Here is a 13,480-nt window from a genome sequence, read left to right as displayed (position 1 = left end):
TCGAGACCCGCAATCGACCTCGCGAGGAGAATCGCTTGAGCCGCTACTGGAGCGACATCGTTCACCGTCTGACCCCGTACGTGCCGGGCGAACAGCCCGCGCTCGCGCATCCGGTGAAGCTGAACACCAACGAGAATCCGTATCCGCCGTCGCCGCGCGTGCTAGACGCGATACGCCGCGAGCTCGGTGACACGGCCGACGCACTGCGCCGCTATCCCGATCCGAGCGCGCGCAAGCTGCGCGAAACGGTCGCCGCGTATCACGGCATCCGCGCCGATCAGGTATTCGCGGGCAACGGCTCGGACGAAGTGCTCGCGCTGACGTTTCAGGCTTTGCTCAAGCATGACAAGCCGCTGCTGTTTCCCGACATCACATACAGCTTCTATCCGACCTACGCGAAGCTGTTCGAGGTCGACTACCGGACCGTCCCGCTCGACGACCGCTTCGCGATCAACGTCGACGACTACGCGGTGCCCAATGGCGGCATCCTGTTTCCGAATCCGAACGCGCCGACCGGCCGGCCGCTGCCGCTCGCGGAAATCGAACGCCTCGTCGCGAGCCATCCTGATGCGGTCACGGTCATCGACGAAGCGTATGTCGACTTCGGCGCCGAGTCGGCGATTGGGCTGATCGACCGCTATCCGAATCTGCTCGTCGTGCAGACAGTGTCGAAGTCGCGTTCGCTCGCCGGCATGCGGGTCGGCTTTGCGTTCGGCGATGCGGCGCTGATCGATGCGCTCAATCGCGTGAAGAACAGCTTCAATTCGTACCCGCTCGACCGCCTCGCGCAGGCCGCGGCTACCGCAGCCTACGAAGACGACGCGTGGTTTCGCGAATGCTGTGCAAAGGTGATCGCGAGCCGCGAACGGCTCGCGGCGGAATTGACCGCGCTCGGCTTTGAGGTGGTACCGTCGGCCGCGAATCTATTGTTTGCGCGGCATGAACGGTACGACGCCGCGACGCTCGCGTCGCAGTTGCGGGAAAAGGAAATTTTCGTGCGGCATTTCAACGCTCCGCGCATTGACCAATATCTGCGGATCTCGGTCGGCACCGACGCTGAATGCGATGTGTTGCTCGACGCACTGCGCGGCATTTTCAGCACTTACGTCGGATAACGGAAACGCCGCCCCCCAAAAGAAAACGGAGAAGGCTCACAAGCCTTCGCCGTTTTCTCTTGTGCGTCATCTGCGAACTTCAGCCGCCCTTGGCAGCCTGCAACGCGTGATATTTTGCCATCAAGCCTTCGCGCGTTTCCCGGTGGTTCGGATCACGCGGAATGCACTCGACCGGACACACCTGAATGCACTGCGGCTCGTCGAAATGACCGACGCATTCGGTGCACTTCTTGGGGTCGATCACATAGATTTCGGGGCCCATCGAAATCGCGTCGTTCGGGCACTCGGGCTCGCAGACGTCGCAATTGATGCACTCGTCGGTAATCATCAAGGCCATGCTGCCACCAACTTTCCTAGAGAAAACAATACATTATAGCTTTTTCAGCCTATCGACGGTCGCGCATGATGGCCCAGAGTCACGTTTGCGTGTGCGGCTGAGTTGCATAGGCGTTGCAAATTGAGCAGCGCAAAGTCCAGATAGCATGGGGGACCATGAGCAGCCGGTTCGACCCAGCGCACGCGAGGTACTCGATTACCCTCGGGAAAGCTAGAACGGACTCGGGTTAGGGACGGAGCAGTTTTTCCGAATTTTCCGCTTTTTCGCGAGGAAGGTGAACTGCTATCGGTAAAGCTTGTAGTCGTCAGCCCAACGCTCGGCGTCGTATCAATCGGCACAGAGTCAAGTCAACAGACCGACCAGTCAATCATCGGCTCCTCCTTTCATCGCTGGAGTCAAACGTTCAGCCAAGTCTTCTCGCGACTCGTGAAATACCCGCGACTTCGGAAAGCGAGGACCACCTTGGCGGTCAGCGTCGACGCATTCCTGTTTGTGGCAAAAACACGGCTTGATGTGAGATCGCGACGGCTGGCAGCGCTTCTTCGCCTATTTGTCCCGCGACGACAAGACCATACCGCTGCTTGCAGTTGATTGGCTCGTTTTGTTTGAGCGCCTTGCTGGCAACCTGCCCGAAGACGGCAAGCGACGAACTTGCCACGCTGACGTGTTCGTTGCCTCAACCCGCAAAAATTTTTATCTAGCCCTAAAGTTCGCTGCCCGACGGCCGTTACCACACAAACGAGCGTGCCTGTTCTCGCCCGCATCGATATGTTTTTTATAACGTTTTGAAAATCCCCGTCACTTGACAACGGGCTGAGCAGATTAACAAAGAAGGAAAGCCGGCATGAAATCAACGGGCAACCATCCGATCTGAATCAAATCATCGTCCACAGCAGGCAGGGCAATTAGTTCAATTAGGATAACAAATTATGAAAGCTTCTCTTCGAAAACCTCGGATCGCACGTTTGACTCTGTGCGCAGTTGCTGCCGCAACGCTTGCCGCGTGCGGTGGTGGTGGCGGTTCCAATTCGCCGTCGGCAAGTAGCAGCGCTCCGGCCGCAGTTGCACCCACATCATTGAGCGGAACCGTCGCAGTCGGCCGAGCCATTAGCCGCGCCAACGTCACTGTCACCGATACGACCGGCAAGAGCGTGTTGGCAACGGCGGATGCCAACGGCAATTATCAGGTGCCGCTGGCCGGGCTCACCGCACCGTTTGCCATCGTTGCTACGGATCCTGCCGGAGCCACACAACCGCTCATGTCTGTCGTGGCAAGTGTCCCTACCAGTTCATCCGGCCCGGTCATTGCTAACGTCACGACTTTGACAACCGCTGTTTCGGCGCTGATGACGCAAAGCGGCAATCCGTTCGACCTGGCCGATAGCAAAACCCTGTCAACGCTTGTTACGCCTGCATCTGTCGCTGGTGCTGTAAAAACCCTGAATGCGGCCGTATCAGGCATCCTGAGTGCCAACAATGTTGATTGGAAAAGCTTCGATCCGATTGGCACGCCTTTCACTACAAACCAGACTGGCCCTGATGCAGTGATCGATGCCGTACAGGTCATTCCCGCGACCGGGTCCTCTGGCGGTCTTCAATTGATTTCCAACGCCAATCCGAATTCGTCCGCAAACTTGGTATTGAATTCGAGCGCAAGCGTAACTGCACCCCTACCGGTGCCGCCCGCGACGGGCAATTTGCTCGGCACGACGTATGCGGCTCTTACGCAGTGTCTAGCCGGTTCGTCAGCATCGTGCTCGCAAGCCGTCGACCCGAACTATAAGGAGAACGGGTTCACCAGTTTCCCGCTCGCGCATCCATCCCTTGCGGCGTCCGGGGTTACGCTGGGAGTGCCCAAAATCCTCGAATTTTTTACAGCCGCAGCTCAGCAAGCGTTGATCGCTCTTCCCTATACAACATCCGGCGGCGCGGCGGGGTTCGAATACACGGTTGCGCAGCAGACGGCAAACGGCTGGGACATCATCGGCAACCAGCAGCAATACAACGTCAATATCCAATCGTTTATCCAGCGACGGCAGACACTCGACAACGATACCTGGCCTTCGAACGTATCGCGCTACGAGTCCGGAATTCAAATCATGATCCCGCTCGGTGCGGCGGGCACGCCTAACCCGGCAAACCTCGCTTCGGCGTCTGTTACCGGCCCAGGGATCACCGGAACGATCTACTATGTGCTGCCGGCACAAGCCGGCACGAGTCTGCTGTCGATTGCCCGCGCTCCTCAAACGAGCGTGCCGACCGGCGGCTTGACCTCCGACACGCAAGCGTACGGTCACCGATGGTCATGGCAGACCTTGCCAGGAGTTACGGGCACTTTCGTACCAAGCACCCAGAACCTCGGGGAGAAGTACGAGTCGCAGCCCATCGACGTGAGCTCCGTACCGCAGTTCGCCACTTATACCGTGACCTTCTACGATGCGTCTGGCGCACAGATCGGACAGACCAGCGTCGTCAATCCTACGCCGAACATCGCCGCATCTAACGGCGCCAGCATCCCGTGGCAAACGATATCGGCGGACACGGCCAATTCGTTGCTCAATCCAAGCGGCTCAAAGGCCGGAGCACTGAGTTCAGTCAATCTGTCCTGGTCGAATCTCGTCAACGGCCTCAATGTCGCGCCGCTTGTAACGGATGCCATATTCAGCACACAAGGCTCGGCGCCGACTGACAACATGATGGGCTACGGGCAAGGCACCGGCTACGCAGCTTCGGGGATCTATTCCACGTCGGTGACGGCCGGCGTTGATCAGAACGGCGTTCAAGGTTGCACGACTGCCTGCTCTTTCGCCGCGCTCTCTTCTGGCAACGATCGGAACGTCGAACTGGATTCGCACTATGGCCCGATCTCGCTCGGAGCGTATTGGGGATATAGCGACTGATCCTACGAAGCATCTGATATCGAGTGCAAGCGGCGTTTGTTTTAGAGAACGCCGCTTTTCCCTGTCATCTCTTCGACCATGCGGAGGTCGGCATTTCCAGTGCACGCGATCAGGAAGGCTTGGTTGCCAACTGGTTCGTATATGCGCTGTTTAACGCGGACCGAATGCTGAACATGCCATTCGACATGCGGGAATTGTTCGGCTGTTTCGGCAACGAGGCCAGAATCCCTTTCATCAAATACAGCATGATTAGCGCGCCAGTCAGATCGCCCACAAACATGCTCAAGAAGCTTTCGGACCAGTTCCTCGTCGTACCGGTCAGCGCGAACCACAGGTGATGAAACAGCGGATTCGCTATCGAATAGGCGACAGCCAGAACTAGTAGCCGCTTCGGCGTCAGGTTCGTCAGTGATGCACGCAGATCGTAGTACTCGAGCGCAAAACGGTAGACCAGATACGGTGCCAGAGACCCGAGAAAGGCGCCTGCGATTGCACGCACCGGGTCATGGGAAACCAGTACAGACAGTCGGTAATCAGACCAGCAAGCAGCAATCCGATGGCTCCATCGAACCCCAGCAGCAACGTACTGAGAAGCCGAACACCGGATGGCAGGAAAATCCAGTTTATGCCTCGAACGAAAGAGGTGTGAGTAAACACCTCCTGGTTGATCCACAGCGAGACCAAAAACGCGATCAGAGTCCCAGTGATCGACCAGAAATGCAAACGTAAGCTAGACATTGCAGTAAACCACCCTTCCATGTTTATCATCGAGCGAATCATCAAGGCTTTTCCGCCTCCCGCACGCTCGTGCAATCGCACGCCGGGATCATAAACCGCGTCGCTCCTCGATCAGATAGGCTTAGTTGCAAATTGCCTGGTGTCTGCGCTGTTTAACGCCGACTGAATGCTGAACATGCGATTCCACACGTGGGAATAGCTATTGCGCACCCGGTCATGCGCAAACCAGTACGGAAAGTCGGTAATCCGGCAAGCAGCAGCAGGCCGATTGCACCATCGAACCCAACCAGCAACGTGGTGAGAAGCCCAACACCGAACGACAGGAAAATCCAGTTGATGCCCTAAAGTTCGGCGCGACGCGACCGATAACCCATGCAAGGCTTTATGTCAGGCGCGACAAGAATATAGTGCAACGCCCATATTGATATGGTTTTTATAGCGATGAATCGGAGAGAACAGGCTGGAACCGAAGGCGCTGTCCACACGATCCGGTGGGCATCGGCGCGCCGGCCAGTGGAACGCGCGCCGGCTCCATGGCTCGCGTGCTATCCCGCCTTTCAAGATGCGTTGCTCGGCAGCGAGACAACGTTGGGCGCGCTTCCTGACTTCGTCAGGCGCGCTGCGCTGGAAGGACCAGGTGGCGCCCATTATCCGTGGGTGCCTCGTTCACTACTCGATGAAGTTCGCGCCTCTTACCTGGAACTTCGTAGCACACGCGTAGCGGAAGAGGTGCGTCGATACCTGTGCGACGGTGAAGACACGCTGGAGGCGTCACGCAAATCGCCGGATGCGCTTGAAATCTTGGCGGCGCGAACGCCGCGCATGCTGGTTCCCCCCGTCGCGCGCCCTCCGTGCCTGCTGAGTTCCGGCAAGGGAATATTCCTCGGGGGATGGGCGCGGTTTGTTGCGTACTGGTATCGGAAAGACCCGACGATTCCGCTACTCGCGGTCGACTGGGCGAGCCTCTACGAGCACGTCGCGCCCCTATCCGGCGCGCGAAGCTCCTTGTATCCGCAGCAGCGCGAGAACGACCTTCACGACGTACAACACGATGAGCGCGCCGGCCAGATCGCCGGCGCACATCAGGAAGAAGCTTTGAACAAGGTCGTGCGTGTTCCCCTGCAACGCGAACCAGATGTGATGCAACAGCGGATTCGCGATCGAATAAGCGAGCGCTAGTATGAGTAGTCGCTTGGCTGTGAGGTTGGTCAGCAAAGCATTCAATCCATACCACTCCCTCGCGAGGCGATACACCGCATAAGGGGCCACCGTAGCGATGATTCCGCCGGCGATGGATCGAACAGGGTCGTGCGGGAAGAAGTAGAAGAAGTCGACGAGCCAACTCGCCAGGAGCAAGCCCATTGCGCCATCGCCGCCCAGAAGCAAAGTGCTCAGCAGTCTGACGCCTGACGGCAGGTAGATCCAGTTCACGCCCCTGACGAACTCGGTATGCGTGAAGAGTTCCTGATTGATCCAGAGCGAGAACACGAACACGATGGCCGTGCCTGCGACTGAGAGGAAATGTAAACGTAAGCTAGACATGAAGATAAAATGGGGAAGCCCGGTTGCCGCTGGGCAGCATCACGGTTCGCTTTCCGCGCTCGGATGAGCGGCGTTTTCGTTGGAGCGATGGTCATGACCCGCCCTGCTGATATCTATCTTCGATTTCTTCAACTGACCGAAGCACTGCGCGGTCTTCCCTCACTTCCTGCGCTCGATCCGCTCGAAGAAAAAATCCTGGAGTTTGTTGCTCGCATGAGGCAAAAAAACGAGCGGCTCTCGGTTCGAGACATGATGGCTCAAAGTGCGCTCGGGTCGCCGGCGACCTTGCATGCCCGTATCACCTCAATGCGCGAAAAGGGCTGGCTCCTGCTCAACGACACCGAAGACGCTCGCCGCAAACAGGTCGAGCTAACGCCCGCGGCCCTCCGACACTTTGACAAACTTGCCGAGGCATTCACCAAAGCCGCGAAGGGTAGCTGACCTTGCTGTGCGTCGTTCAGGTCGGCCCTATCCGGCTAGAAGAAGCTGCCGTTTGGAGCAGGTGCATCGGTGTCGACGTTCGCCGTCAATAAGACGCAATTCAACATTGCTTAGAACAGCCAACTGATGCGCTCGTCGCTGATCACCGGGGCCTGGCCGGTTTTGATCCGTCAAAACCGGCCGTTCACGCGACTCAGACTCACGTCGCCTGAGCGCCGTCCTGCGGGTCCAGCGATGCGACTTTCTCCTTCAGCCATTTTTCGACCGAGGGAAACACGAACTTGCTGACGTCGCCGCCCAACTGCGCGATCTCGCGCACGATCGTGCCCGAGATGAACTGGTACTGATCGGACGGCGTCATGAACATCGTCTCGACGTCGGGCAGCAGATAGCGGTTCATGCCCGCCATCTGGAACTCGTATTCGAAGTCCGACACCGCGCGCAGGCCCCTGACAATCACCCGCGCGTTGTTGGTCCGTACGAAGTCCTTGAGCAGCCCCTTGAAGCTCATTACCTGGACGTTCGGGTAGTGGCCGAGCACCTCATGGGCAATAGCGAGACGCTCCTGGAGAGTGAAAAACGGCTTCTTGGCTCGGCTGTCGGCCACACCCACCACCAACGTGTCGAAAATGCTCGACGCGCGCCGAACGAGGTCTTCGTGACCGCGCGTCAGCGGGTCGAACGTGCCCGGGTACACGGCGACTACCATAAGACTTCTCCTCTCTTCAGACGAAACGGCACGTCCAAGCGTCCACGCGACGCATTTGGCACCGGCGCGGATGACGATAAACCGCCCGGCCCTTTTTTGGAACGCGCATTATTCCTTATTTTCGCGCTGCAGCAAATGAAAGTGCACAGCGCCCGCCTTGCCCTCCCGCACGACCGCCCAGCCCGCGAGCGGCTCGTGAGCGGCCGGTTCGAGCGCTTCACCGGCCTCGACATACAGATAGCCGTCTGCGCGCACGAGCGGTGCGGCCACTGCGAGCGCCTTGCCGAGCAGATCCGCATCGAACGGCGGATCGAGGAACACGACGTCGAACGAGCCGGGCGCGAGACTCGCCGCAAGCCGCAAGCCGTCCGCCTCGGCGATTTCGATCATGCGTGCATCGAGCCGCTGCTGGTTCGCGCGCAACTGGCCGGCGGCGCGCGCATGGCGCTCCACCATCAGCACCCGCGCCGCGCCGCGCGACGCGGCCTCGAAGCCGAGCGCGCCGCTGCCGGCGAACAGATCGAGGCAGTGCTGGCCGTCCAGGCGCTGGCCGAGCCAGTTGAACAGCGTTTCGCGGACGCGGTCGGGCGTCGGGCGCAAGCCGTCCAGATCGAGCACGGGCAGCGGCGTGCGTTTCCAGTCGCCGCCGATGATGCGAATGGCATGCGGCTTGCCGCTTTTGGACGAGGCGCCAGCGGCGCGCGAAGGTGCTAAACGAGGCATGCAGAATCGTGCGATTTGAGCTAAGTGATGAACACGCCCGCGACGCCGATGCGCGCGGGCCGGAGCGCCCACGTTACCACAGGGCCGGCGCGCGTCCAGCCTGGCCGAGCGGCCGATACGACGCGCCGCGGCACGCCTGATAAAATGTGCGGCTGCCAGCGCCCAGGCTTTTCGCATCCCGGCGCTGCCCACCGCTTCGTCGGTCCCATGCCGGCTGCGCGCATCGGCGCGCTCTCCAATACGTCAGATCATGTTCAGCTTTTTCAAACGATTCAAGGGTTCGAAAGAGTCCGATACCGCCGCGGACGAATCGCTGGCGGCGCAAGGCAGCGCGACGCCCGCGGCCGAGGCCGCCTCGGTCGAGCCGGTTGCGCCCGTCCAACCCGCCGAGCCTGGCCCGGCCGCCGTTCCGCCTGTGGTCACGACCTTCATCGAGCCGCTGCCCGACCCGCAAGACGCCGCGATGAACACCGTGGAAATCGTTCCGCCGCCCGTGCAGGACGCTGGCGCGAAGCGCTCGTGGCTCACGCGCCTGAAGAGCGGACTCGCGAAAACCAGTTCGAATCTGACCGGCATTTTCGTCGGCGCCAAGATCGATGAAGACCTGTACGAGGAACTCGAAACCGCGCTGCTGATGTCGGACGCCGGCGTCGAGGCGACCGAATTCCTGCTCGAAGCGCTGCGCGAAAAAGTGCGCAGCGAACGCCTGACGGAGCCGCAGCAGGTCAAAACCGCGCTGCGCGCGCTGCTCGTCGAGCTGCTCACGCCGCTCGAAAAATCGCTGATGCTCGGCCGCGCGCAGCCGCTCGTGATGATGATCGCCGGCGTCAACGGGGCAGGCAAAACCACGAGCATCGGCAAGCTCGCAAAGCATCTGCAGAGCTTTGACCAGTCGGTGCTGCTCGCCGCCGGTGACACCTTCCGTGCCGCCGCGCGCGAGCAGCTCGCCATCTGGGGCCAGCGCAACAATGTAACCGTGGTCGCGCAGGAAAGCGGCGATCCTGCCGCGGTGATCTTCGACGCGGTCGGCGCTGCGCGTGCGCGCAAGATCGACGTGATGATGGCCGACACGGCCGGCCGCCTGCCCACCCAGCTGCATCTGATGGAAGAACTGCGCAAGGTGAAGCGCGTCATCGGCAAGGCGCAGGACGGCGCGCCGCACGAAGTGCTGCTCGTGATCGACGCGAACACCGGCCAGAACGCGCTCACGCAGGTGAAGGCGTTCGACGACGCGCTTGGCGTCACCGGTCTGATCGTCACCAAGCTCGACGGCACCGCGAAAGGCGGCATTCTCGCGGCGATCGCGCGGCAGCGGCCGATTCCGGTGTATTTCATCGGTGTCGGCGAAAAGGTCGAAGATCTGCAGCCGTTCAGCGCGGAGGAGTTTTCCGACGCGCTGCTGGGCGGCTGACCGCGGCGAACATAGGGAAAAGGGCACTCCGTCGAGTGCCCTTTTTTCGTTTCAAGCCACCATCGACGTGTCAGTCCATCACGCCATCCCGCCGTCACTCGGCATCCGGTTGCACGCCGGGCGCCGCGCGCGCGAACGCGTCGAGTTGCATCGCGTGATCGTAGATGCGCTGGATCGTCGGAAACTTTGCGGTGTCGACCTTGAAGCGCTGCGCGTTGAACACCTGCGGAATCAGGCATGCGTCGGCGATCGTCGGGGTGTCGCCGAAACACAGCTTGCCAGTGCGCGCGTCGCCCGCGAGGTACGTTTCGAGCGTCGCGAAGCCCGCGTCGATCCAGTGCCGGTACCACGCGTCCTTCGCGTCGTCCTCGACTCGCAGCGTGTGCTTCAGGTACCGCAGCACGCGCAGATTGTTCAGCGGATGAATCTCGCATGCGACCTGCAGCGCCACCGAGCGGACATAAGCACGGTCGAGCGGCGCCTTCGGCAGCAGCGGCGGCTCGGGATGCGTCTCCTCCAGATACTCGATGATCGCGAGCGACTGCGGCAGCAAATGGCTGCCGTCCGCGAGCGTCGGCACGATACCGTCCGCGTTGATCTTGCGATACTCGGGCTTCAGCTGCTCGCCGCCTTCGCGCACGAGGTGCACGGGCACGTAGTCGTACGGCAGGTTCTTCACGTTCAGCGCGATGCGCACGCGATACGACGCCGAGCTACGGAAATAGCTGTAGAGCTTCATGTCGTCTGCCTCCTCCACCTGCCCGCAAGCCGTCTCAGACGACGCGTACGCTGAACTCGCCGAGTCCGTCCACGCCGCCCTTCATCAGATCACCCTTCACGACCGCGCCGACGCCTTCCGGCGTGCCGGTGAAAATCAGATCGCCGGGCCGCAGTTCGAACAACGTCGACAGGTACGCGATCGTCTCGGCCACCGACCAGATCAGCTGCGACACATCCGCGCGCTGCTTGTCCTCGCCGTTCACCGATAGCCAGATCGCGCCCTTGCCGATGTGACCGACCGTCGCGGCCGGATGAATGGGGCCGAGCGGCGCCGAGTGATCGAAGCCCTTGCCGGTATCCCACGGACGTCCCATTTTCTTCGCTTCGCCTTGCAGATCGCGCCGCGTCATGTCGAGACCGAGTGCGTAGCCGTAAACGTGGTCGAGCGCGCGCTCGACGGGGATGTCCTTGCCGCCCTCACCGATCGCCGCGACCATTTCCATTTCGAAATGGACGTTTTTCGTTTGCGACGGATACGGGAATTCGCCGGTCGTGCCCGGCGCGACGTAGACGATCGCATCGGACGGCTTCGTGAAGAAGAACGGCGGCTCGCGGTCGGGGTCGTGGCCCATTTCGCGCGCGTGCGCCTCGTAGTTGCGTCCCACGCAATAGATGCGCCGCACCGCGAACTGTTCGCTCGACCCTACGACCGGCACCGCGACCCGCGGCGCGGGTGCAAATACGTAACTCATCCCGTTCTCCGTTTCCGATGGGCGCCGCCAGGCGGCGAGAAACATCGAGTGTAACGCGCGACACGGTGCGAGGGCGCGTAGGCGTGCTGTTGCGCGTCATTGTGTTCCCGCTTCGTTCCCGCTTCGTTCCTGTTCGTCCCGCTCGCCATAGAATGCGATACTCACACCGAATAGCTCCCCAAATGGTGTAGCAACCGCCCTAGCGCGGCACCCGACCCGCCTCTTGCGCCCGATGACCGACTCCACCGATACCACTGCCCGCTTCCCCTGTGCCCGCTTCATCAAGGAAATCGGCCGCGGGCCGAACGGCGCGCGCGCGCTGAGCGCCGACGACACCCGCGCGCTCTACACCGCAATGCTTGACGGCCGCGTCGACGATCTCGAACTCGGCGCGGTGCTGCTCGCCTATCGCGTGAAAGGCGAAAGCGCCGACGAACTCGCCGCGATGCTGGCTGTCGCACACGCGTCGTTCGAGCCGGTACGGCTGCCGCCCGGCACGTTTCGGCCAGTGTCGATTCCGTCGTATAACGGCGCGCGCAAGCAGCCGAATCTGGTGCCGTTGCTCGCGCTGCTGCTCGCGCGCGAAGGGGTGCCGGTGCTCGTGCATGGCGTCACCGAGGATCCGGGTCGCGTGACGAGCGCGGAAATTTTCACGCATCTGCGCATCGCCCATGCGCAGTCGCACGCACAGATCGAGGCTGGACTCGACGAGCGGCGCGTCGCCTTCGCATCGATCGAGGTACTCGCGCCCCAGCTCGCGCGCCTGCTCGCGCTGCGCCGGCGCATGGGTGTGCGCAATTCGACGCATACGCTCGTGAAGCTGCTGCAGCCATTCGCGCCCGCGGGACTGCGGCTCGTCAATTACACGCATCCGCCGTATCGCGACAGCCTCACGCAGCTGTTCATCGCGCACCCCGATGCGGCCGTCGGCGGTGCGCTGCTCGCGCGCGGCACCGAAGGCGAGGCGGTCGCCGATACGCGCCGGCAGGTGCAGGTCGACTGGCTGCATGATGGCATCTGCGAGACGCGGCTGCCGCACGAACGCTCGTCGGCCGATGCGCCCGACGTGGAACTGCCCGAGGCCCGCGACGCGGCGACCACGGCCGCCTGGATCGCGACCGTGCTGCGCGGCGAAGCGCCGGTGCCGGGCGCGATCGAGCGGCAGGTCGAGCTGATCGTCGACATCGCGAAGACGGCGGGCTGACGGCGCGCGGGTTGCCGTTGCGCTGCCGCCGCGGGCACGCTCACGAGGCATGTCGGGCTCTGTCAAATCTCACTCCAGCGCGCAACGCGTCGCCTGCCATGCGATCAGCCGCCACTGCCCGTCTTCCTGCGTATGAATCGCGGTATAGGCAATCGGAAACAGCAGCGCGCCGTTGTTCGCCTCCATCTCGATCAGCGCGCGGCCCGTGACCACGTAGGTCTCGCGCCCGGCCGGCAACACGTCCTGCGACTGCACCTCGATTTGCCGATAACGGCGGCGCCCCGCGACGATGCCGTCGATGAATTGCCGTTTCGTCTCGCGCTTGCCGTTCGTGTGGACGTAGCTCACGTTGTCCGCAAGCAGTGTGTCGAGCGATTGTCCATCGCCGTCGACCATCGCGCGAAAACGCTCTCGCTCGAGCCCGCGAATCGCTTCGATCATCTTTGCCGCCATTGCATAGACCCTCGCACACCGTAAGCCGCAGGCGGCCACCGTCAGAAGTGATACTGCAAACACAGCTGGCTGAAATTTATACCAGGATTCGGCTCTTTGATACCGCCATTGGACTCGCACCGAAGCGATAGCCGGCGTCGTGAGGTGGCGATTATTAAGCGACTGCTTGCTTTACTTTCCGCGCAAGTTCAAGAGCGTCAATCGCACGAGCGATGCAGTGAGACACGAAGTTATTCTCTTATAAACAGGCAGAACCAAGCCGAATATGTGAACGATGCGGCCCCGATTGCTATTTTGTATGGGTCAAACCGGCAAGCCAAATATAGCGTATGATGACTATCGAAAGGCGAAACTCAATAGGATTTTCGGGAACTTAGATAGCGCTGCGACCTCTAATCATTAGCACTCGGCGGATCAGAGTGCTAACATCCATCG

The 13,480-nt window shown here is 61.2% G+C and carries 14 protein-coding genes and 1 pseudogene; 5 read left to right on the top strand and 10 right to left on the bottom strand.

Translation table 11 applies throughout. The features are described from left to right. The first annotated feature begins 35 nt into the window (after positions 1-35). A complete protein-coding gene (hisC, locus tag BJG93_RS01585) occupies positions 36-1,115 on the top strand; it encodes a histidinol-phosphate transaminase (protein ID WP_027199617.1) in 1,080 nt (359 codons plus the stop codon). A 79-nt stretch (positions 1,116-1,194) separates the two neighbouring features. Here the strand turns inward: hisC and BJG93_RS01580 are convergent, their stop codons facing one another. Next, on the bottom strand, positions 1,195-1,452 hold the full coding sequence (locus tag BJG93_RS01580) for a YfhL family 4Fe-4S dicluster ferredoxin (RefSeq protein ID WP_027199616.1): 258 nt from the start codon (positions 1,450-1,452) through the stop codon (positions 1,195-1,197). A gap of 469 nt (positions 1,453-1,921) precedes the next feature. Then, entirely contained in the window at positions 1,922-2,110 is a 189-nt protein-coding gene (locus BJG93_RS01575; RefSeq protein WP_154671880.1) for a hypothetical protein, read from the bottom strand. 271 nt (positions 2,111-2,381) lie between these two features. On the opposite strand from BJG93_RS01575, the gene BJG93_RS01570 reads away from it, so the two are divergent. Then, the gene (locus BJG93_RS01570) at positions 2,382-4,352 is read left to right on the top strand and encodes a hypothetical protein (protein WP_063828930.1); all 1,971 of its coding nucleotides are present in this window, start codon (positions 2,382-2,384) and stop codon (positions 4,350-4,352) included. A gap of 109 nt (positions 4,353-4,461) precedes the next feature. On the opposite strand, the gene BJG93_RS01565 is transcribed toward BJG93_RS01570, so the two are convergent. Continuing rightward, positions 4,462-4,851: a hypothetical protein gene (locus tag BJG93_RS01565; protein ID WP_231337421.1), complete on the bottom strand. Its 390-nt coding sequence runs from the start codon at positions 4,849-4,851 to the stop codon at positions 4,462-4,464. 1,223 nt (positions 4,852-6,074) lie between these two features. Continuing rightward, positions 6,075-6,632 (bottom strand): hypothetical protein, encoded by a 558-nt coding sequence (locus BJG93_RS01560; RefSeq protein WP_034479824.1) that lies wholly within the window; start codon positions 6,630-6,632, stop codon positions 6,075-6,077. 93 nt (positions 6,633-6,725) lie between these two features. Between BJG93_RS01560 and BJG93_RS01555 the strand changes: the two genes are divergently transcribed. Then, positions 6,726-7,073: a transcriptional regulator gene (locus tag BJG93_RS01555; RefSeq protein WP_026228530.1), complete on the top strand. Its 348-nt coding sequence runs from the start codon at positions 6,726-6,728 to the stop codon at positions 7,071-7,073. 199 nt (positions 7,074-7,272) lie between these two features. Here BJG93_RS01555 and coaD read toward each other — a convergent pair whose 3' ends face one another. Together coaD and rsmD are read right to left on the bottom strand one after the other, a co-directional pair. After that, a complete protein-coding gene (gene coaD / locus BJG93_RS01550) occupies positions 7,273-7,782 on the bottom strand; it encodes a pantetheine-phosphate adenylyltransferase (RefSeq protein WP_027199615.1) in 510 nt (169 codons plus the stop codon). Between the two features lie 108 nt (positions 7,783-7,890). Next, positions 7,891-8,505, bottom strand: coding sequence for a 16S rRNA (guanine(966)-N(2))-methyltransferase RsmD (gene rsmD, locus BJG93_RS01545; protein WP_027199614.1), 615 nt, complete (start codon positions 8,503-8,505; stop codon positions 7,891-7,893). A 250-nt stretch (positions 8,506-8,755) separates the two neighbouring features. Between rsmD and ftsY the strand changes: the two genes are divergently transcribed. After that, a complete protein-coding gene (ftsY, locus tag BJG93_RS01540; RefSeq protein ID WP_027199613.1) occupies positions 8,756-9,916 on the top strand; it encodes a signal recognition particle-docking protein FtsY in 1,161 nt (386 codons plus the stop codon). A gap of 94 nt (positions 9,917-10,010) precedes the next feature. On the opposite strand, the gene maiA is transcribed toward ftsY, so the two are convergent. Beyond that, on the bottom strand, positions 10,011-10,655 hold the full coding sequence (gene maiA / locus BJG93_RS01535; RefSeq protein ID WP_027199612.1) for a maleylacetoacetate isomerase: 645 nt from the start codon (positions 10,653-10,655) through the stop codon (positions 10,011-10,013). A gap of 34 nt (positions 10,656-10,689) precedes the next feature. Further along, positions 10,690-11,388 carry a fumarylacetoacetate hydrolase family protein gene (locus tag BJG93_RS01530; protein ID WP_027199611.1) on the bottom strand — a complete coding sequence of 233 codons (699 nt, stop codon included), beginning with the start codon at positions 11,386-11,388 and terminating at the stop codon, positions 10,690-10,692. 232 nt (positions 11,389-11,620) lie between these two features. On the opposite strand from BJG93_RS01530, the gene ybiB reads away from it, so the two are divergent. Continuing rightward, the gene (ybiB, locus tag BJG93_RS01525; RefSeq protein ID WP_027199610.1) at positions 11,621-12,592 is read left to right on the top strand and encodes a DNA-binding protein YbiB; all 972 of its coding nucleotides are present in this window, start codon (positions 11,621-11,623) and stop codon (positions 12,590-12,592) included. A gap of 69 nt (positions 12,593-12,661) precedes the next feature. On the opposite strand, the gene BJG93_RS01520 is transcribed toward ybiB, so the two are convergent. Next, entirely contained in the window at positions 12,662-13,045 is a 384-nt protein-coding gene (locus tag BJG93_RS01520) for a nuclear transport factor 2 family protein (protein ID WP_027199609.1), read from the bottom strand. A gap of 41 nt (positions 13,046-13,086) precedes the next feature. Next, positions 13,087-13,187, bottom strand: a pseudogene (locus BJG93_RS01515) (acyloxyacyl hydrolase); the annotation flags it as partial. Positions 13,188-13,480: the final 293 nt, after the last annotated feature.

This window comes from Paraburkholderia sprentiae WSM5005, from assembly GCF_001865575.2.
In the GTDB taxonomy this organism is placed as follows: Bacteria; Pseudomonadota; Gammaproteobacteria; order Burkholderiales; family Burkholderiaceae; genus Paraburkholderia; species Paraburkholderia sprentiae.
The sequence above is the reverse complement of the archived record's forward strand: the minus strand, read 5'-3'. Positions and strand labels throughout refer to the sequence as shown.

Bases quoted from the DNA above. Each gene is read 5' to 3' on its own strand.
- BJG93_RS01580 (WP_027199616.1), bottom strand. From the start codon at position 1,452: ATGGCCTTGATGATTACCGACGAGTGCATCAATTGCGACGTCTGCGAG.
- BJG93_RS01570 (WP_063828930.1), top strand. From the start codon at position 2,382: ATGAAAGCTTCTCTTCGAAAACCTCGGATCGCACGTTTGACTCTGTGC.
- BJG93_RS01560 (WP_034479824.1), bottom strand. From the start codon at position 6,632: ATGTCTAGCTTACGTTTACATTTCCTCTCAGTCGCAGGCACGGCCATC.
- BJG93_RS01555 (WP_026228530.1), top strand. From the start codon at position 6,726: ATGACCCGCCCTGCTGATATCTATCTTCGATTTCTTCAACTGACCGAA.
- coaD (WP_027199615.1), bottom strand. From the start codon at position 7,782: ATGGTAGTCGCCGTGTACCCGGGCACGTTCGACCCGCTGACGCGCGGT.
- rsmD (WP_027199614.1), bottom strand. From the start codon at position 8,505: ATGCCTCGTTTAGCACCTTCGCGCGCCGCTGGCGCCTCGTCCAAAAGC.
- ftsY (WP_027199613.1), top strand. From the start codon at position 8,756: ATGTTCAGCTTTTTCAAACGATTCAAGGGTTCGAAAGAGTCCGATACC.
- maiA (WP_027199612.1), bottom strand. From the start codon at position 10,655: ATGAAGCTCTACAGCTATTTCCGTAGCTCGGCGTCGTATCGCGTGCGC.
- BJG93_RS01530 (WP_027199611.1), bottom strand. From the start codon at position 11,388: ATGAGTTACGTATTTGCACCCGCGCCGCGGGTCGCGGTGCCGGTCGTA.
- ybiB (WP_027199610.1), top strand. From the start codon at position 11,621: ATGACCGACTCCACCGATACCACTGCCCGCTTCCCCTGTGCCCGCTTC.
- BJG93_RS01520 (WP_027199609.1), bottom strand. From the start codon at position 13,045: ATGGCGGCAAAGATGATCGAAGCGATTCGCGGGCTCGAGCGAGAGCGT.